The organism is Bacillus sp. BD59S (assembly GCF_007363175.1).
Lineage (GTDB): Bacteria > Bacillota > Bacilli > Bacillales > Bacillaceae_G > Bacillus_A > Bacillus_A pacificus.
Genome location: NZ_CP034686.1, coordinates 3,340,179 through 3,358,788, shown reverse-complemented (window position 1 = coordinate 3,358,788; position 18,610 = coordinate 3,340,179). Strand labels below are relative to the sequence as shown.

At 34.6% G+C, this 18,610-nt stretch carries 19 protein-coding genes; 16 read left to right on the top strand and 3 right to left on the bottom strand.

What is annotated here, in order from left to right; translation table 11 throughout:
• Positions 1–68 precede the first annotated feature (68 nt).
• Positions 69–401 (bottom strand): hypothetical protein, encoded by a 333-nt coding sequence (locus EKQ63_RS19460; protein ID WP_049106735.1) that lies wholly within the window; start codon positions 399–401, stop codon positions 69–71.
• Positions 402–974: 573 nt separating this feature from the next.
• Here EKQ63_RS19460 and EKQ63_RS19455 point away from each other — a divergent pair.
• The 5 genes from EKQ63_RS19455 to EKQ63_RS19435 all read left to right on the top strand — a co-directional run bounded on the left by EKQ63_RS19455 (position 975) and on the right by EKQ63_RS19435 (position 4,667).
• Entirely contained in the window at positions 975–2,063 is a 1,089-nt protein-coding gene (locus tag EKQ63_RS19455) for a response regulator aspartate phosphatase (protein WP_087954564.1), read from the top strand.
• Positions 2,060–2,209 carry a Phr family secreted Rap phosphatase inhibitor gene (locus tag EKQ63_RS19450; RefSeq protein ID WP_000721300.1) on the top strand — a complete coding sequence of 50 codons (150 nt, stop codon included), beginning with the start codon at positions 2,060–2,062 and terminating at the stop codon, positions 2,207–2,209. Before EKQ63_RS19455 ends, EKQ63_RS19450 begins: the two co-directional genes overlap by 4 nt.
• Before the next feature lie 792 nt (positions 2,210–3,001).
• A complete protein-coding gene (locus EKQ63_RS19445) occupies positions 3,002–3,325 on the top strand; it encodes a PadR family transcriptional regulator (RefSeq protein ID WP_001102622.1) in 324 nt (107 codons plus the stop codon).
• Entirely contained in the window at positions 3,318–3,860 is a 543-nt protein-coding gene (locus EKQ63_RS19440) for a DUF1700 domain-containing protein (RefSeq protein ID WP_087954566.1), read from the top strand. The genes EKQ63_RS19445 and EKQ63_RS19440 overlap by 8 nt, the downstream gene beginning before the upstream one ends.
• Positions 3,861–4,667, top strand: coding sequence for a DUF4097 family beta strand repeat-containing protein (locus EKQ63_RS19435; RefSeq protein WP_143881425.1), 807 nt, complete (start codon positions 3,861–3,863; stop codon positions 4,665–4,667).
• An 86-nt stretch (positions 4,668–4,753) separates the two neighbouring features.
• Here EKQ63_RS19435 and lexA read toward each other — a convergent pair whose 3' ends face one another.
• Positions 4,754–5,374: a transcriptional repressor LexA gene (gene lexA, locus EKQ63_RS19430; protein WP_000413738.1), complete on the bottom strand. Its 621-nt coding sequence runs from the start codon at positions 5,372–5,374 to the stop codon at positions 4,754–4,756.
• Positions 5,375–5,515: 141 nt separating this feature from the next.
• Here lexA and EKQ63_RS19425 point away from each other — a divergent pair, with 141 nt between their 5' ends.
• Both EKQ63_RS19425 and EKQ63_RS19420 read left to right on the top strand, forming a co-directional pair.
• The gene (locus EKQ63_RS19425; RefSeq protein ID WP_087954568.1) at positions 5,516–6,172 is read left to right on the top strand and encodes a YneB family resolvase-like protein; all 657 of its coding nucleotides are present in this window, start codon (positions 5,516–5,518) and stop codon (positions 6,170–6,172) included.
• Between the two features lie 45 nt (positions 6,173–6,217).
• Positions 6,218–6,457 carry a DUF896 domain-containing protein gene (locus tag EKQ63_RS19420; RefSeq protein WP_000948565.1) on the top strand — a complete coding sequence of 80 codons (240 nt, stop codon included), beginning with the start codon at positions 6,218–6,220 and terminating at the stop codon, positions 6,455–6,457.
• A 23-nt stretch (positions 6,458–6,480) separates the two neighbouring features.
• On the opposite strand, the gene EKQ63_RS19415 is transcribed toward EKQ63_RS19420, so the two are convergent.
• A complete protein-coding gene (locus tag EKQ63_RS19415) occupies positions 6,481–8,079 on the bottom strand; it encodes a bifunctional metallophosphatase/5'-nucleotidase (protein WP_143881424.1) in 1,599 nt (532 codons plus the stop codon).
• Positions 8,080–8,263: 184 nt separating this feature from the next.
• Between EKQ63_RS19415 and EKQ63_RS19410 the strand changes: the two genes are divergently transcribed.
• The 9 genes from EKQ63_RS19410 (at position 8,264) to EKQ63_RS19370 (ending at position 18,492) form a co-directional block, all read left to right on the top strand.
• Positions 8,264–9,202 (top strand): phosphate/phosphite/phosphonate ABC transporter substrate-binding protein, encoded by a 939-nt coding sequence (locus EKQ63_RS19410; protein WP_087954570.1) that lies wholly within the window; start codon positions 8,264–8,266, stop codon positions 9,200–9,202.
• A gap of 83 nt (positions 9,203–9,285) precedes the next feature.
• Positions 9,286–10,059 carry a phosphonate ABC transporter ATP-binding protein gene (gene phnC / locus EKQ63_RS19405; protein WP_087954571.1) on the top strand — a complete coding sequence of 258 codons (774 nt, stop codon included), beginning with the start codon at positions 9,286–9,288 and terminating at the stop codon, positions 10,057–10,059.
• Positions 10,056–10,850, top strand: a complete 795-nt coding sequence (gene phnE / locus EKQ63_RS19400) for a phosphonate ABC transporter, permease protein PhnE (RefSeq protein ID WP_087954572.1) — start codon at positions 10,056–10,058, stop codon at positions 10,848–10,850. The genes phnC and phnE (EKQ63_RS19400) overlap by 4 nt, the downstream gene beginning before the upstream one ends.
• On the top strand, positions 10,850–11,653 hold the full coding sequence (gene phnE / locus EKQ63_RS19395; RefSeq protein ID WP_143881423.1) for a phosphonate ABC transporter, permease protein PhnE: 804 nt from the start codon (positions 10,850–10,852) through the stop codon (positions 11,651–11,653). The genes phnE (EKQ63_RS19400) and phnE (EKQ63_RS19395) overlap by 1 nt, the downstream gene beginning before the upstream one ends.
• A gap of 303 nt (positions 11,654–11,956) precedes the next feature.
• Positions 11,957–13,957 (top strand): transketolase, encoded by a 2,001-nt coding sequence (gene tkt / locus EKQ63_RS19390; RefSeq protein ID WP_087994736.1) that lies wholly within the window; start codon positions 11,957–11,959, stop codon positions 13,955–13,957.
• Between the two features lie 156 nt (positions 13,958–14,113).
• Positions 14,114–14,554, top strand: coding sequence for a sporulation inhibitor of replication protein SirA (gene sirA, locus EKQ63_RS19385; protein WP_000860645.1), 441 nt, complete (start codon positions 14,114–14,116; stop codon positions 14,552–14,554).
• 78 nt (positions 14,555–14,632) lie between these two features.
• Complete coding sequence (locus EKQ63_RS19380; protein WP_001123317.1) at positions 14,633–14,854, top strand: YneF family protein; 222 nt, start codon at positions 14,633–14,635, stop codon at positions 14,852–14,854.
• Positions 14,855–14,977: 123 nt separating this feature from the next.
• Positions 14,978–16,729, top strand: coding sequence for an ABC transporter transmembrane domain-containing protein (locus tag EKQ63_RS19375; RefSeq protein WP_087994735.1), 1,752 nt, complete (start codon positions 14,978–14,980; stop codon positions 16,727–16,729).
• Positions 16,729–18,492 carry an ABC transporter ATP-binding protein gene (locus EKQ63_RS19370; RefSeq protein ID WP_087954576.1) on the top strand — a complete coding sequence of 588 codons (1,764 nt, stop codon included), beginning with the start codon at positions 16,729–16,731 and terminating at the stop codon, positions 18,490–18,492. The genes EKQ63_RS19375 and EKQ63_RS19370 overlap by 1 nt, the downstream gene beginning before the upstream one ends.
• Positions 18,493–18,610: the final 118 nt, after the last annotated feature.

The following is an 18,610-nucleotide window of genomic DNA, read 5'->3' as shown; positions in this document are numbered from 1 at the left end:
ATAAACGAAATGCGTTAAAGATTGAACGAATAACTTTCATAAGATTAACGCCCCCTCATTCTCATACCTTATAAGTCTGAGATTTTCTTTACTTCTTTTTCTTTGGCTTTAAAGTCCTTTTTATATTGTTTAAAGTCATTCCGGTCAACTCTAAACTTCTCACCAGTAGCTACATTTTTTACTAAATACGTTTTAGCTGTAAGTTCTTTTATTAAGAACCAAATTGCGAATAATACAAGGGATATTCCTAATGTGAAAGGAATTAATACTATTGCAGAAACAGTTATTATAAGTTCTGCTTTTGAATCAGCTCTTTTTAAAATTAATCTATCCCCAGCAGCAGCTTCAGATTGTTGTAATTGTTGCATACGTTGTAAGGATGCGACTGTATCATAACTCATGACATAACCTCCCGATAAGTAATAATAAAATCATTATATCAAACATTTGAGATATTGGTATTATTTATCAATATTCAGTTCGAATGCATATTTTCCCTCCACATAGATTTCATTAGTCAATTATTGATAAAGTATTAGTGGATGGTTCACCCAAATATAAAGTGAAAAACTCAAAAATTAGTGTTTTCTATATTAAAGCTAGTTGAACATATGTAGAGGTACCATAAAATAAAAACACCGATTCCAATTAAAGATTCGGTGTTTTTTAATGTTAAGATATTTAGAATTTACTTTTAGACAATATTTTTAATATAGGATTTATGATTTTACTTAATAAACTAAATTCGTTAAATATAGATTTTATAACCTTCATATTATCGGCCACTTAAACTAAATAAATCATATCAAGGATGTATACACTGTATTTTCAAAGTGAATGGTGTTATTATAATCGATAATAGATTGAATAATCAGATATTTTTTTATCAATAAATAGTAATTGTTATGATATGTGATTTGATAGGTTTATTTGTTATAATATTTAGATAATAATCTAAGAAAAGGGGGATTTATATGGAGACGAAAATTTCTATTACTAGCAAGGGTTATGAACTATTAGAAGAATGGTATCATGAAATGCTTGCTCAGCATATAGAGAAGGCAAGTATTTTAAAAATTGAAGCAGATAATATATTTAATAAGGTTAAAGAAAATACAGACTCTTTTATTTATTACTCTCTGTTAAGATTCAGGTATCAAATGTTAAAGGGGAATTTTGAAAAAGGGCTAGAAGGGCTAGAATACATAAAAGGTATGCCAGATGGTTTACTAAAATATTACTATCACTTCTTTAAATTTATTTATGCAACAGAAGTTGGAAACTACAATAGTGCAGAAAAACATCTTGAATCTGCAAGTGATTTATTAGATATGATGTCCGATGAAAAAGAAAAAGCAGAGTACAATTATCGTGTTGCGCTATATAAATATTATATTTCACAACCTACTTTAGCTATTAATTATGCTACAAAGGCTCTCGATTATTTTTCAAGCCATGAAGGCTATGAGACTAAAAAAGGAGCGTGTGAAAATACATTAGGTATGGCTTGTATTACTTTAGAACAATTTGAATTAGCAGAGGAATATCTAATTTCTGCTTTAAATATGTTTCAAAAACTTGATGAACAATCGCTAGTTTTAAAAGTTCGTAGTAATTTAGGAGTACTGTATGCCGAACAAAATTTATCAGATTCAGCTATACGTCATTTAGAAGAAGTATATAAAGCGTGTCAACATACAAAATTGCATTATCAAAGAAGGGTATTATTCCTATTAGCTCGGGAACATATTAAATTAAAACAGCATAATGATGCAACTTTTTATATTAAAGAGGGCTTGAAGGATTGTAATCAAGAATATAGTTATCACTTAAATATTTTGGAGTGTATAAATAATAATGAATCTATAGAGAAGTTAGAGGAAATTGTAAATGAATCACTTTCGTATTTTAAAGAACAAGAACTGTGGAAAGACATTCAAATTTATACCGAACTACTAGCAGAGAAATGGTATAATGTGGGTGCAAAGGAAAAGGCGTGTGAGTATTATCATTTAGGTCATGAAGCGAGAACTTTATTAAAAGAAAAGGGGCGTTTAAAATGAAAAAGATTAAAATTACATTAATGGGTTTAATCGGTATTGCAGTATTATCGTTTGGTTTAAATAGTCCTAGTATTGAAAAAAGTGCAGCACCTACACTGAAACAAGAAAATATTATTTCATATTCAGAACATGGTACAGGAATTTAATAAATAAGAAAATTACCCCCATCAGTTATTAAAGAAATAAATAATTACTAAGCAGTAAAATAGAAAAATAAACAAAGCAAGATGATGACAACATCTTGCTTTGTTTAATTGTGAAAAAATATTGAACTTTAACGGATTTTTTTAGAGGTTATTTTAAATAGGAAAGAACAGATAAAAAAATGAAACAAGCCTAAGCTATTTAGGTTTGTTTCATTTTGTGGGGGGCACCCACAATCTCACCCACAATTCACCCACAAAATAAAAAAAAGTGATGAATCACTATGAAACATCACTTTTATAAAACCTTGATAAATCAACGTTTTTGGCACTCTTTAAATCTTGATGAATTCAGAGGATATATTCCGCACACAAGTTCACCAATGGGAACGCGATCAATATATGTCTCTATACTAAGAGGTGAGGAAGCCCTGATACTACGGTATCAGGGCTTTTTTATTTGTCGGCAATATAGGTGTTAGTTGAAATGAATTGAATAGATGCCTGAAAAAAATATGACGGTATTTGAATTTCTATTCCATATCTTTAATGTAACGTGGTGAAATTCGAATTGCTTTGTGTTCCAAAAGGGTGGATAAGTAAAAGTAACATGCGTAATATCTATGGGTATAAAAAATTGTACGATATGTTGTGTTCGGTATTGGATATGTTTAATACTAAAGTTCGATTGTTTAAAACTATAGTACCTTGCAATAAATAATACTAAGTGGTATATTATGGATATGTCTGGTACCGTGTATTGAACAGTACTGAAATGAGAAAGGGGGATTGTCCTTGAACGTTCAGTTTAAAAAAGGTGTGTTAGAACTGTGTGTATTGGCACTTGTGAAACGTAAGGATTGTTACGGTTATGAACTTGTTCAACAAATCTCAAATAAATTTTTAATATCGGAAGGGTCAGTATATCCTTTATTACGCCGTTTAACGAAAGAAGGATATTTTCAAACGTATTTAAAAGAATCTACGGAGGGGCCACCTCGCAAATATTATCAACTAACTGAGCAAGGGGAAACGCAACTGAATGTGTTAGTAACAGAGTGGCGTGATTTTGCGAAAGGTGTACAAGAAATTATTGAAGGGGTGGAATGGGATGAGTAAAGAACAGTTTCTTAAGGAATTATCAAGTCACCTTAGAAAGTTACCGGACGAAGAAAGAAAAGATATTTTATTTGATTATGAAGAGCATTTTCAGTTTGGGATAGAAGAGGGGAAAACTGAATCGGAAATAATAAAGGGGCTTGGCTCTCCGAAAGTAATTGCAAAAGAATTACTCGCTTTATATCGTTTCGATGAAATGAAAAAAGACCCGTCAACTTCAAATGTGACAAGAGCTGTCATGGCAGCGATTGGACTTAGTTTGTTTAATTTTATTATTGTGTTAGGCCCTTTAGTTGCAATTATTGCTTTTATATTTTCTTTTTGGGTCGGTGGGATTGCTAGTGTAGTGACACCATTTTTTGTTATTGGAAAAGTTTTTGTGGGTACTTTTATATGGTTGGATTTATTCGTTAGTATAACTTTTGTTGGAGTAGGTTTGTTGTTATGTATGATTGCTTATTATAGTACGAAGTGGTTTAAAAGGCTTTGTGTACGTTATGTAATATGGAACTTCAAAATGATAAAAGGGGAGTAGATGATGAAAAAAATATTGTTAGCAGCAATCGCTTGTATCATTATTGGAGTAATTGGGATTTCACAAACATATGAAAAAGCAGTGCAAGCTGCAGAAGAAGGAAACAAAGAAGATATAATTAAAAACGAAACACTAAAAAATATAGAAGTCAAGTTAGATGTCAGGGATATTGTTGTCCAAAAATCTCCTGACGCTTCTTTTTATGTAAAGCAATCAGGAGATGCGCGTAAACAAGAGATTCGTATTACTGAAGATGGTGACACATTAAAAATCATTGGAGAAAGAGAAAAAGGTGCTTCATTTGATTTTTCCTTTTACGATTTTAGGTTTCAAACGTCTACAGTGACTCTCCTTGTGCCTGAACGCTCTTACCAAGATGTAAAAGTAAATTCATCTGCTGGACAAATTGAAATAAGTGATGTGAAAAGTGACCGTGTAAGTGCTAGAACACTTACTGGAGAAGTGGATTTGAAGCATGTAACGGCTAAGAATGTGGAGGGATCTACAAAAGCTGGTGAAGTAAACTTTAAAAAAGTAATAGGGAAAGTGACTGCAAAAACGACCAGTGGGGAAATAAATATTCTAGATCATGATTCTACGTATAATCTAGAAGCAAGTTCAACTGCAGGAGATATAAATATTACTTTATCGGAAAAACCAAAAGATGCGGTAATTACTGGGCAAAGTGCTGCCGGGGATGTAACAATTTTTAATAAAGAAAATAAAGACGTAACAATTGGCAAGGGGAGTAAAAAGATTAGTGGTAAAACAGCTGCGGGCGATGTGACGATTGAAACGCGTTCATAAGAAATAGAATGTATGAAAATCTATCAAAATACAAAAAAGAAGATAATTACCGTATATGAATAGGGTAATTATCTTCTTTTATATTCTTAATGTAAATCACGATATACGCCAATTACTTTACCGATAACTGACACTTGTTTTAAAATGATGGGTTCTAATGAAGAGTTTTCCGGTTGTAGACGGAAATGGTCTTTTTCTTTATAGAAACGTTTAACAGTTGCTTCATTATCTTCTGTTAAAGCGACTACAATTTCACCATTATATGCAGACTGTTGTTGGCGAACAACAACTAAATCTCCATCGAAAATACCAGCTTCAATCATACTATCTCCAGAAATACGTAACATAAACACTTGATCTGCTCCTGCGACAATGCTAGCTGGAAGAGGGAAGTGTTCCTCAACGCTTTCGACTGCTGTAATTGGTAATCCAGCAGTAACTTTCCCGACAATTGGAACTTGAATAACAGATTGTGTTTCTGTATCCATTCGGTCTTCACCTAAAATTTCAATTGCACGTGGTTTTGTTGGATCGCGTCGAATGTATCCTTTTTCTTCTAATCTTGATAAATGTCCGTGCACTGTAGAACTAGAAGCGAGGCCGACTGCTTGACCAATTTCACGTACGGAAGGTGGATATCCTTTTTCTTGTACTTTTAGCTTAATAAAGTCGAGAATGTCTTGCTGGCGTTTCGTTAACTTTTCCATGTTTTCTAACACCTCGTTTTCTTTCATTTTTCTTATTAATAAGTATAACATGTGAAAAAACATTCTACAAACATAAGTTCGAACAAAAGGCGAATTTATGTTACACTTAAGGGAAATTATAGTGAGAAAGAGGGGTTCATAATGAATGCAATTATTTATGCGCGTGTGAGTACAACAAAAGAAGCACAAGAAACATCATTAGTACGTCAAAAAGATGAATTATTGCATTTAGCGGAGCGCTATCAAATGAATGTTACTAAGGTGATTGAGGAACAGGCTAGTGGCTATACAATTGAACGTGACGGCATATTAGAAGTGTTAGATACAATTCGAGACGAACAAATTGATGTGCTACTTATACAAGATGAAACGCGCCTTGGTAGGGGGAATGCAAAGATTGCGTTAATGCACTGTTTACATAAAGAAGGAATAAAAGTATATACGCATACACATAATGGTGAATTGCAATTGTCGGATTCTGATTCAATGGTATTAGATATTATTGGTATTGTTGAAGAGTATCAAAGAAAGATTCATAATTTAAAAATTAAACGTGGTATGCAACGAGCAGTAGAAAAAGGCTATCGTCCAGAAAATAATTTAAAGAATCGTCATTTAAGTGTAGGACGAGAGAAGAAAGAAGTGCCAATTGAGGAAATTGTACGTTTGCGTAAGAGTGAACTTACTTTTGAAGAAATTGCAGCAACACTACGTGGCTTTGGTCATAATGTTTCAAAAGCGACGGTACATCGTAGATATGTAGAGTATACAAAGCAATTGCTTGATAAAGAAGAGTAACTATTGTATGATAATAATCAGTTTTGATTAGAAGGGGGATTCGAGATGCTTAGTCACGAACTCGTTGAACGCATTAACTTCTTAGCGAAAAAAGCAAAAGCTGAAGGTTTAACTGAAGAAGAACAACGTGAGCGTCAATCGCTACGTGAACAATATTTAAAAGGATTTCGTCAAAATATGTTAAACGAACTAAAAGGAATTAAAGTCGTTAACGAACAAGGTACTGATGTTACACCGGCGAAATTAAAAGCTTTAAAAAAGCAAGATAATGCAAAATTAAACTAAAAGATGGGCGAAGCCCATCTTTTTTATTTATTATAATCGTTAGTAATAACTTTCCAGTTGTTATTAACTGTTGCTTCTATCTTTTTATGTTTCAATATATAGTTAGCGATAAGTTCAGACATATCTGTTGGTATGTCTTTTATTACGGGCTTATTTTGAAACATAAAGAAGTTCCCTCCGCCGCTTGCGCGATAATTATTCATAACGACGTCATATTCTTCGTTCATATTAAGAGGAGTGCCTTTATGTTGTAAAGATTCTACTCTTTCGCCAATTGGTTTTGAAATGTTTAATACGTACGAAATTCCTTCCCACATATCGTAATTATAGTGTTGCGGCTTTGGTTCTATAAAGGTAGGGTTTACGATGATAGATCCATCTTCTTTTAATGTGAAATAAGAAGCAGAGAGTTCGAGAGCATCTTTTATATCTGAGCCAGTTATTCTAATTACTTTTAATGTATTTGGATAAATATAATTAGAAACGATGTCACGCATTGTTACATGTTCCGGGAAACCTGGAGATGTATTATGGAATAGGCTTGTACAAGAAATGGAAACATTAGCAATATCCATCTGTATTTTATTTATGAATTCAATAAAAGGATGGTCTTTCAAACGAGTTTGCATAGCATCTGAAATTTGCATGTCACCGTGGATGGTTCCAATAGGTTGATCAAGCCATTTTTGTGTTTTCTCTTCATAATCGGCTACCAAGTAAAGAACATCTGGATCTGCCTCGATTTCTTGCACAGTCAATAGTTCTGAATAACTCTCTTTTTTTACCCACTCTTGTTTCATTTTTTCAAATGTTATAGTTACTTTTCCAACTGAATGTCCATTACATCCAGTCTGTAAAATTGTTACACCATTACCCACTGTTTGAGCAATTTTTCGGTGCTGATGGCCTGTTAATAAAATATCTATGCCCTCAATTTCATGACACATTGCATACCCTTGGTTTTCCCCTGTTAAAACTTCAGTCGGTTCTCCAGTTTGTAAATCGCGTTCAAATCCCCCGTGATACGCTACGACTAGTAAATCTGGTTTCTCGTGTTCGTGAATGTAAGCAACCCAATTTTTTGTTGTTTCTAACGCATCTTCAAATTGTAAGTCTTTAATGTGATGGGGTTGTTCCCAATTTGGAATGTAATGCGTTGTCATCCCTAAAATAGCAATTTTTATATTTGATTCAATGTGTTTTATTATATATGGTTTTCCGAAATAAGATTCTTTGCTGTTTTTATCTAAAATATTTGCTGATAAATACGGGAAGTTGGCAGTAGAAATAGCATGATTTAAGACATCAATTCCGTAATTAAATTCATGATTTCCAATCACTGCAGCGTCATAACGTAAATAGTTTGCTATTAATGACATTGGGTTTTTCTTATCTTTTTCATATGTAGCGTAATGATAAGTAAAGGGTGTTCCTTGTATGAAGTCACCATTATCAATTAATAGGACGTTTCTATTTTCGGAACGTTCTTTTTTTATAAGAGTAGAAATTTTAGCTAAACCAATTTCAGCTTTGGAGTTATCTTGATAGTGAATTGGATAAACAGTACCATGTATATCACTTGTTAATAAGATGTTTAAAGTTATAATTTGATTTTGATTCAATATCATTCACCTTTTCTATTATTATCTACCAATTAAGCATATCAAATATATGAAGAGAATTTTAATGTGAGTGTATAGAATGTGTAAAGATTCTGTAAATAAGCAATTATTCGTGAAAATGTGTGATATATTTCTTCATGTTTACGGAAGGTTATTTTATAACAAGAAAAATGGAGGCATTAACATGTTGAAAAAAGTTTTTGCAATGAGTACAACAGTTGTACTAGCAGCGGGTTTATTAAGTGGCTGTGGAACGAAGGAATCAAGCGCAAGTAAAAATGAAGATACGAAAAAAGGGTATGTACCAAAGACTTTAAATGTTCAATTTGTTCCTTCTCAAAATGCAGATACGTTAGAGGCGAAGGCAAAACCACTTGAGAAGCTATTAAGTGATAAGTTAAATATTCCAGTAAAAGTTAGTATTTCGACGAATTACAATACAATTGTAGAAGCGATGGCATCTAAGCAAGTAGATGTAGGGTTTTTACCTCCAACAGCGTATGTGCTAGCACATGAGAAAAAGGCTGCAAACGTAATTTTACAAGCACAACGTTTTGGAGTAGATGATGAAACGGGAGCTCCTACAAAGGATTTAGTAGACTTTTATAAGTCTGAATTTGTTGTTAAGAAAGATTCAAATATTAATAGTGTAAAAGATTTAAAAGGTAAAAAAATTGGTTATCAAGATGTAACGTCATCAGCGGGGTATGTGTGGCCTGCGGCTGTACTATTAAAAGAGGACGTTGATCCGCTAAAAGATGTGAAACCTGTTACATTAAAAGGTCACGATCAGTCGCTTATTGCTCTTTTAAATGGTGATGTAGACGCAGCTGTTGTATTCCAAGATGCTCGTAATATTGTAAAAAAAGATTATCCGAATATATTTGATCAAACGAAAATAGTGAAATTTACGGAGAAGATTCCAAACGATACGATTTCGGTACGTTCTGATTTAGATGGAGAGTGGAGCAAGAAATTACAGGATGCTTTCATTGAAATTGGAAAGAATGAGGAAGGTCATAAAATCATTAAAGAAGTATATTCACATGAAGGATATGTTAAATCTGATGATAGTAAATTTGATATCGTTCGTGACTATGGGAAGAAAGTAAAAACGCAATAATACATATGGAAATGGCAGCTAGCTGGAAAGGTATGTTTTCAGTTAGTTTGCCGTTTTGAATTCATAGAAGGTAGGTAAGATGTGTGATAGAGTTTCGAAATGTTTCCAAAGTGTATCCAAATGGTACAAAAGGATTGAATCATATAAATTTGAAAATTCAAAAAGGTGAGTTTGTTGTAATGGTAGGGTTGTCCGGAGCTGGAAAGTCTACACTTCTAAGATCGATAAATCGTCTTCATGAGATTACAGAAGGTGAAATCATGATTGAAGGTGAGTCTATTACTGCTGCAAAAGGAAAAGGATTACGCCGCATGCGCCGGGATATTGGTATGATTTTTCAAAGTTTTAATCTTGTAAAGCGATCAACGGTATTAAAGAACGTATTAGCTGGCCGTGTCGGGTATCATTCGACACTACGTACAACGTTAGGCTTATTTCCGAAAGAAGATTTGGAGCTTGCCTTTCAATCGTTAAAAAGGGTAAATATTTTAGAAAAAGCATATGCGCGCGCTGATGAATTATCAGGAGGACAACAACAACGTGTATCAATTGCTAGAGCGTTGGCGCAAGAAGCAAAAATCATATTGGCAGATGAACCTGTTGCGTCGTTAGATCCGCTAACAACAAAGCAAGTATTAGATGATTTGAAAAAAATTAATAAAGATTTTGGAATTACAACAATTGTAAACTTACATTCTATTGATTTAGCTAGGCAATATGCGACACGTATTATTGGATTACATGCAGGCGAAATTGTTTTTGATGGCCTAGTAGAAGAGGCAACGGATGAAAAATTTGCTGAAATTTATGGTGACGTAGCGCAGAAAAGTGAATTGTTAGAGGTGGCAGTTAAATGAATGATGTGACGATATATTCGAAATCGATACCGAAGCCGCCGAGTAAGTTAAAACATATGTTAACGTTAATTCTAGTCATTTTACTGTTGTGGGGAAGTAGTATACAGGTCGACGCATCATTTTCAAAACTAGTAGCTGGTTTTCCTAATATGATGGATTTGTTAAAAGAGATGGTGCCACCAGATTGGAGTTATTTTCAAGTTATTACAACAGCAATGTTAGATACAATACGTATGGCGATTATCGGGACGACTTTAGGAGCGATATTAGCTATTCCACTGGCACTATTTGCGGCAAGTAATGTGTTTACTAGTGCATTTTTGTACAGTCCAGCTCGATTGATTTTAAATTTTATCCGAACGATACCAGATTTATTATTAGCGGCGATTTTTGTAGCTATTTTTGGAATAGGACCACTTCCAGGTATTTTAGCTCTTACTTTTTTCTCAATTGGGCTCGTGGCGAAATTGTTGTATGAGTCAATTGAATCGATTGATCCAGGCCCATTAGAAGCGATGACAGCAGTAGGAGCAAATAAGGTGCAATGGATTGTTTATGGGGTAATTCCGCAAGTGAAAGCACATTTTGTCTCCTATGTTCTTTATACATTTGAGGTGAACGTACGTGCAGCAGCTGTTTTAGGTTTAGTAGGGGCAGGTGGTATTGGATTATATTATGACCGTACACTTGGGTTTTTACAATATCAACAAACTGCATCTATTATTATCTATACCCTTGTTGTTGTATTGTTAATTGATTATGTAAGTACATTGTTGCGGGAGAAATTATAATGAGTAAAACGACGTTAATCGTACCAAAACCGAAGAAACCGAGTATGTATCGCTGGATTATTTTCATAGCACTTACATTTGTTTATGTATGGGCTTTTTCAGGAGTACCGCTAGAAGGAATCAAGGATACGGCGGGAGAAATTACAAAAGCAATTATGACAGGTGTATTGAATCCAGATTGGTCGTATGTATCTTTGCCAGATGGTGAAGATTTATTACATGGTTTAATTGATACGTTGGCAATTGCGATATTAGGTACATTTATTTCTGCCTTTTTATCTATTCCATTCGCTTTTTGGGCGGCGACGAATATGAGTAGTGGAAAATTAACTTCGGGAACTGGGAAATTTGTACTTAGTTTTGTCCGTACATTTCCTGAATTAGTTATGGCTCTTTTATTTATAAAAGCTGTTGGACCAGGTTCTTTTGCCGGCGTTCTAGCTTCAGGGTTACACTCTATTGGAATGTTAGGGAAATTATATTCAGAAGGAATTGAAAATATAGATAAAGGACCGACGGAAGCGTTAATAGCAACAGGTGCGAATCGTTTTCAAATACTTTGGTATGCAGTATTGCCACAAGTATTACCAGATTTTCTATCCTATACGTTATACAGGTTCGAAATTAATGTGCGATCCGCTGCCATTTTAGGTGTTATTGGAGCAGGTGGAATTGGCACACCTTTAATTTTTGCACTGAGTTCACGCAATTGGTCTCGTGTAGGAATTATTTTATTAGGCATCATTTTAATGGTTATTATCATTGATTTTATTTCAAGTTCGATTCGGAAACGGATTGTTTAACTGATTTGAAAAGCATCGAATTTAGATGCTTTTTTGTACTTTTAAAAGCGGATTGAAAAAGTTAGTATAGAAGAATTTTGTATATCTGTATAAATATACAGATAATTCCCTTTCTTTTCAAAATAAAAATAATGAAAAAGTATGTCATATTGAATGCCCATACATTCCCGGAAACATTGATTTTTTTATAAAAAATCAAAAAAACATCAACATATTTGTCGATACATGTTGTATAATCTTGCGTGGGAAGCTATCATATAAATGTATAAAACGTTTACTAATATAAGCGAAGGGAAGAATAGCATGTCACATTCAATCGAACAACTTTCTATCAACACGATTCGCACATTATCCATCGATGCGATTGAAAAAGCAAACTCTGGTCACCCAGGAATGCCAATGGGTGCAGCACCAATGGCTTATACATTATGGACTCAATTTATGAAACACAATCCAAATAACCCAACGTGGTTTAACCGTGATCGTTTCGTATTATCTGCAGGTCATGGTTCAATGTTATTATACAGCCTACTTCACCTATCTGGTTATGATGTAACAATGGATGACTTAAAGAACTTCCGTCAATGGGGAAGCAAAACTCCAGGACATCCTGAGTACGGTCATACAGCTGGTGTAGATGCAACGACTGGTCCACTTGGACAAGGTATTGCAACAGCTGTAGGTATGGCAATGGCTGAAAGACATTTAGCTGCTAAATATAACCGTGATGCGTATAATGTAGTAGATCATTATACATACGCTATTTGTGGTGATGGAGATTTAATGGAGGGCGTTTCTGCTGAAGCATCTTCATTAGCTGCTCATTTACAATTAGGTCGTCTTGTTGTGCTTTATGATTCAAACGATATTTCATTAGATGGCGATTTAAATCGTTCATTCTCTGAAAGTGTAGAAGATCGTTACAAAGCATACGGATGGCAAGTGATCCGTGTTGAGGATGGAAACGATATTGAAGCAATCGCAAAAGCAATTGAAGAAGCGAAAGCTGACGAAAAACGCCCAACGCTAATTGAAGTAAGAACGACAATTGGTTTCGGTTCTCCAAACAAATCAGGAAAATCAGCTTCACATGGTTCTCCACTTGGTGTAGAAGAAACAAAATTAACGAAAGAAGCATATGCTTGGACTGCTGAGCAAGACTTCCACGTAGCAGAAGAAGTATACGACAACTTCCGTAAAACAGTACAAGATGTTGGTGAAACTGCGCAAGCAGAGTGGAACACTATGCTAGGTGAATATGCACAAGCATACCCAGAATTAGCAAACGAATTCCAAGCAGCAATGAACGGTCAACTTCCAGAAGGTTGGGAGAAAAACTTACCAACTTATGAATTAGGATCAAAAGCAGCAACTCGTAATTCTTCTGGTGCTGTAATTAATGCAATTGCAGAATCTGTACCATCATTCTTCGGTGGATCTGCTGACCTTGCTGGTTCTAACAAAACATACATGAATAACGAAAAAGACTTTACAAGAGATGATTACAGCGGTAAGAACATTTGGTACGGTGTACGTGAGTTCGCAATGGGTGCAGCAATGAACGGTATTGCACTACATGGTGGTTTAAAAACTTACGGTGGTACGTTCTTCGTATTCTCTGACTACTTACGTCCAGCAATTCGTCTTGCAGCATTAATGCAATTGCCGGTAACGTATGTATTCACACACGACAGTATCGCTGTTGGTGAAGATGGTCCAACACATGAACCAATCGAGCAATTAGCAGCGCTACGTGCGATGCCAAATGTATCTGTTATTCGTCCAGCTGACGGTAACGAGTCTGTTGCAGCTTGGAGACTAGCTCTAGAATCTACAAACAAACCAACTGCTTTAGTCTTGACTCGTCAAGACCTTCCAACATTAGAAGGTGCAAAAGATGATACGTATGAAAAAGTAGCAAAAGGTGCATATGTAGTTTCTGCAAGCAAGAAAGAAACGGCTGATGTAATCTTACTTGCAACTGGATCTGAAGTAAGCCTAGCTGTTGAAGCTCAAAAAGCATTAGCAGTAGACGGCGTTGACGCAGCTGTTGTCAGCATGCCATCTATGGATCGCTTCGAAGCTCAAACTGCAGAGTACAAAGAATCTGTATTACCAAAAGCAGTAACAAAACGTTTCGCAATCGAAATGGGTGCTACATTCGGATGGCACCGTTACGTAGGTCTTGAAGGAGATGTGTTAGGTATCGATACATTCGGTGCTTCTGCTCCTGGTGAGAAGATTATGGAAGAGTATGGATTTACTGTAGAGAACGTTGTTCGTAAAGTAAAAGAAATGCTTTAATGATTTCAGAAAAATCTCTCCAGCATGGAGAGGTTTTTCTATGTAAATGAGTTTTTTCGACAGAAAAAGTTTTTTCTCTCTCCGCAGTCAGACAATCATTGCAAATTTTCTTATATATAATGAAGAGAAAAGGTTGTCCAGATTGGGAGTGGAAAAATGAAAACGTATGAATTGTATTTAATTCAAGAGGATATTGCGAAAGCTTATTTTGGTCGTGAATATTTGTTTTTTGATTTATTTGCTCGATTTTCAGAATCTGGGTCCCTTTCGGAGAAAAAAGTGTTATATAAGCAAATGATGTATATAACGATGCCATTGCAAGTAATGAAAATTCATCATAAATTAGAACAAGCTTTGCGCGTTCTTGGTAAATATGATCGAACACATCATACACATACACTTTATACAGGGGCAGAATATGGCGAAATAATGGTGAAACCACACTATATTCGCATGAATACCTCTGGAAATGTTTCTATGGAAACGACTTTCTTTGAGGTGCTTCGGAAGTGTGAATTAACATTTTTAGCTATGGATTATGAAAATACAAAGTACGGATGGCTGAATCCTCTAAAACAAGTACGAACATATGTGTAAAAAATGTCGAATTGTATCTTGTCTTATTGAAAAGGTTTTAGTACACTGTAAGGTAGACAACATGAAGGAGGAAAATATATGCCAATTTGGTTAGGTATTCTAGTGGGCGTAGTAGCACTAGTAGCAGGCGTGGCGTTAGGATTTTTCATTGCCCGCAAATACATGATGAATTACTTACAAAAAAATCCACCAATTAACGAACAAATGTTAAAAATGATGATGATGCAAATGGGACAAAAACCTTCCCAAAAGAAAATCAATCAAATGATGAGCGCGATGAACAAGCAACAAATGAAATAAGCGCTAAAAGACACTCGCTAAGAGTGTCTTTTCTTTTTGATATAGACAGAGTTTAAAACTTTTAAAAATTCTGTATTTTTGGTAAACTGAAAACATCGCTCATTTTAAGGGAGGGGGAAAAATATGAAAGTGTTTATGAGTTTAGCGTGGTTTTTTAAACAAGAAAAACGAGCGTACATAACCGGAATTATTTTATTATTTGGCGTTGCACTTTTAGAACTTGTAGCACCAAAAGTGATTGGGATTGTTGTAGATGAAATTAACGATGGAACATTAACGACTGATAAGTTACTAAAATGGGTTGTACTCTTAGTACTCGTAGGTATTACGATGTACATATTACGTTACGTGTGGCGTATTATGATTTTTGGGTCTTCATTAAAGTTAGCTCGCCAATTACGGAAAAATTTGTATGAACATTTTACAAAGATGAGTCCATCTTTCTATCAGTCAAATCGAACAGGTGATTTAATGGCGCACGCGACCAATGATATTCAAGCAATTCAGCAAACTGCTGGGGCGGGTGTTTTAACACTTGTTGATTCATTGGCTGTTGGGGGATGTGTACTCGTAGCGATGGGTTTTACAATTAGTTGGAAGTTAACATTGTTAAGCTTAATTCCAATGCCGATTGTAGCAATATCGACAAATTATTACGGCACTTTATTACATAAAAGGTTTCATAAAGCACAGCAATCGTTTTCGGAAATCAATGATAAAGTGCAAGAGAGTATGAGTGGAATGAAGGTAATTCGATCGCTTGGACAAGAAAAAGAAGATTTACAAGCGTTCCGAAAAAAATCAGAAGATGTCGTACATAAAAATATGTTAGTTGCACGTATTGATTCGTTATTTGATCCAACAATCGCTCTTATCGTAGGTTTTTCTTTTTTAATTGCAGTATGTTACGGATCGGTATTAGTTGTAAGAGGTGAATTAACAGTAGGTGATCTCGTTACATTTACGACATATTTAGGTACCCTCGTTTGGCCAATGTTAGCGTTTGGATGGTTATTCAATATTATGGAGCGTGGGCGTGCTTCATATGACCGTGTAGAAAAAATTCTTTCACAAAAATCAGATGTAGTAAATAGCGAAAATGCTGTACATACAATAGCGAGCGGTAATGTTTCGTTTGCCGTTGATTCATTTTCGTATAAGAAAAATGAATTGTTACATTTAAACGATATTCACTTTGATTTGAAGAAGGGCGAAACGCTAGGAGTTGTAGGACGTACAGGCGCAGGGAAAACGACTTTATTAAAATGTTTAATCCGTGAGTATGATCACTTTAATGGTGAATTAAAAATTGGGGAGCGAGATATTCGAGATATAACACTTCATGGTGTCCGTTCTGCCATTTCATACGTGCCGCAAGATCATTTTTTGTTTTCAGCAAGTATTGGTGAGAATATTGCCTTTGGAAAGGCGGATGCTACGTACAATGAAATTACCCAAGCTGCAGAGATTGCTTGTATTCATAATGACATCCTCCAATTTTCAGAAGGATATGAAACAGTAGTAGGAGAAAGAGGCGTTTCATTATCTGGTGGTCAAAAGCAGCGAATCTCTATTGCTCGTGCTTTATTAACAAATGCTGAAATTTTAATTTTGGATGATTGTTTATCAGCAGTAGATGCAAAAACAGAAGAAACAATTTTAAATGCTTTAAAGAGGGAAAGAGCAGGGAAAACGACAATTATTACTGCCCATCGTTTAAGTGCAATTCAGCATGCCAATCTCATTCTTGTTGTGGATGAGGGCAGAATTGTGCAACGAGGTACACATGAACAACTAATGAAGGAACATGGTTGGTATAAAGAAATGTATGAGAGCCAGCAGTTAGAAGCATTAGTCGAGAAAGGAGGCGTATGATGGCTGCGAAAAAACAGAGCGATTTAAGAAGATTATTGTCTTATATGAGGCCATATAAAGGACTATTAGCATTAGCATTTTTATTTCTAGTTGGTGCAACTATAACAGAAATGATGGGTCCGTTTTTAATTAAACAATTTCTTGATGAACACTTAGTACCACGTAACTTTGATCAATCAGCACTTGTTACTCTATTTGTATTGTATATTGTTGCTCACTTATTAAAAGTATTATTTACTTATTTAGACTTGTTATATTTTCAAAATATCGCTTTTAAAATTGTTCAAGATATGCGTGTTGAAGTATATGAGCATGTTCAAAAGTTGTCATTAAGTTTCTTTGATCGTACGCCGATTGGTACGCTCGTATCGCGCATAACGAATGATACAGAAGCAATTAAAGATTTTTATGTCAGTGTATTATCAACATTTGTTAAAAATATCGTATTTTTAGTAGGGATTTTAGTAGCGATGTTTTTATTAAATGTAAAATTAGCGCTATTTTCTCTCGTATTAATTCCGATTATGTTTGCGATTATGGTGCTATATCGCCGGAAAAGTGCAGCTTTTTATTTAGAAGTCCGTAATCAATTAAGTGTGTTAAATGCAAAGTTAAACGAGTCCATTCAAGGGATGAATATTGTTCAAGTGTTCAGACAAGAAAAGCGCATGAGAAAAGAGTTTGAAGAAGTGAATAATAAACATTATAGTGCAGGGCGACGTACATTAAAGTTAGATGCATTGCTTTTACGTCCAGCAACGGATTTAGTTCATATTGTAGCTATTGCGTTAGTACTTGGTTTATTTGGAATTGATGCTTTGAAGAGTCCTGTTGAAGTAGGCGTTTTATATGCGTTTGTTAACTATATACATCGTTTCTTCCAGCCTGTAAATGAGATGATGATGAAATTATCATTTTTCCAACAGGCACTGGTTTCATCATCACGTGTATTTCATTTAATGGATGAGAAAGATTTAGCGCCAGTTCAAAAAGGGGATGGAAATCCTCAAGTTATTAATGGAGATATTGAATTTAAAAATGTTACTTTTTCGTATGATGGAAAACGTAATGTTTTAAAAAATGTATCTTTTCACGTGAAACAAGGGCAAACGGTTGCTTTCGTTGGGCACACTGGTAGCGGAAAGAGTACCATTATGAATTTATTACTGAGATTCTATAATATTAAGTCCGGAAATATTGTAATAGATGGTGTAGAGTTAGATAAATTTGAAGAACAAGAAATTAGAAAGAAAATAGGACTTGTATTGCAAGATGCATTTTTATTTGCGGGAAATGTAAAACAAAATATTCGCATGTATAATGAAGAAATTACGGATGAAGAAGTAAAAGAAGCAGCACAATTTGTGCAAGCGAATACGTTTATTGAAAAGTTACCAGAGCAGTATGAAACGGAAGTAGTAGAAAGAGGAGCTGCATTTTCTAGTGGTCAACGACAATTAATTGCTTTTGCTAGAACGATAGCAACGAATCCGAAAGTGTTAGTATTGGATGAAGCAACAGCAAATATTGATACAGAAACTGAAGATGCAATCCAAACAGCGTTACAGCAAATGCGAAAAGGACGGACGACGATAGCAATTGCACACAGATTATCTACCATACAAGATGCAGATCAAATTTTTGTTATGCATGATGGAGAGATAGTAGAAAGAGGGACACATCAAGAATTACTGAGTGAACAAGGGTTGTATTATAATATGTATTTACTACAAAATAAAGGAAGTTTACAAAAGGCCTTGTAATTACAAGGCTTTTTTACTTTGTTTATAAAATATGTTTGCTCTTTACGTCTATAGTATAAACGTCGTCACCCTTTAATAAAGTTGTACATATTGTATGTATACGAAATGAAAAAATTGA

Excerpts from the sequence above, each read along its gene's own strand:
- EKQ63_RS19460 (WP_049106735.1), bottom strand. The coding sequence starts at position 401 with ATGAGTTATGATACAGTCGCATCCTTACAACGTATGCAACAATTACAA.
- EKQ63_RS19455 (WP_087954564.1), top strand. The coding sequence starts at position 975 with ATGGAGACGAAAATTTCTATTACTAGCAAGGGTTATGAACTATTAGAA.
- EKQ63_RS19450 (WP_000721300.1), top strand. The coding sequence starts at position 2,060 with ATGAAAAAGATTAAAATTACATTAATGGGTTTAATCGGTATTGCAGTA.
- EKQ63_RS19440 (WP_087954566.1), top strand. The coding sequence starts at position 3,318 with ATGAGTAAAGAACAGTTTCTTAAGGAATTATCAAGTCACCTTAGAAAG.
- EKQ63_RS19435 (WP_143881425.1), top strand. The coding sequence starts at position 3,861 with ATGATGAAAAAAATATTGTTAGCAGCAATCGCTTGTATCATTATTGGA.
- lexA (WP_000413738.1), bottom strand. The coding sequence starts at position 5,374 with ATGGAAAAGTTAACGAAACGCCAGCAAGACATTCTCGACTTTATTAAG.
- EKQ63_RS19425 (WP_087954568.1), top strand. The coding sequence starts at position 5,516 with ATGAATGCAATTATTTATGCGCGTGTGAGTACAACAAAAGAAGCACAA.
- EKQ63_RS19420 (WP_000948565.1), top strand. The coding sequence starts at position 6,218 with ATGCTTAGTCACGAACTCGTTGAACGCATTAACTTCTTAGCGAAAAAA.
- EKQ63_RS19410 (WP_087954570.1), top strand. The coding sequence starts at position 8,264 with ATGTTGAAAAAAGTTTTTGCAATGAGTACAACAGTTGTACTAGCAGCG.
- phnE (WP_087954572.1), top strand. The coding sequence starts at position 10,056 with ATGAATGATGTGACGATATATTCGAAATCGATACCGAAGCCGCCGAGT.
- phnE (WP_143881423.1), top strand. The coding sequence starts at position 10,850 with ATGAGTAAAACGACGTTAATCGTACCAAAACCGAAGAAACCGAGTATG.
- tkt (WP_087994736.1), top strand. The coding sequence starts at position 11,957 with ATGTCACATTCAATCGAACAACTTTCTATCAACACGATTCGCACATTA.
- sirA (WP_000860645.1), top strand. The coding sequence starts at position 14,114 with ATGAAAACGTATGAATTGTATTTAATTCAAGAGGATATTGCGAAAGCT.
- EKQ63_RS19380 (WP_001123317.1), top strand. The coding sequence starts at position 14,633 with ATGCCAATTTGGTTAGGTATTCTAGTGGGCGTAGTAGCACTAGTAGCA.
- EKQ63_RS19375 (WP_087994735.1), top strand. The coding sequence starts at position 14,978 with ATGAAAGTGTTTATGAGTTTAGCGTGGTTTTTTAAACAAGAAAAACGA.
- EKQ63_RS19370 (WP_087954576.1), top strand. The coding sequence starts at position 16,729 with ATGGCTGCGAAAAAACAGAGCGATTTAAGAAGATTATTGTCTTATATG.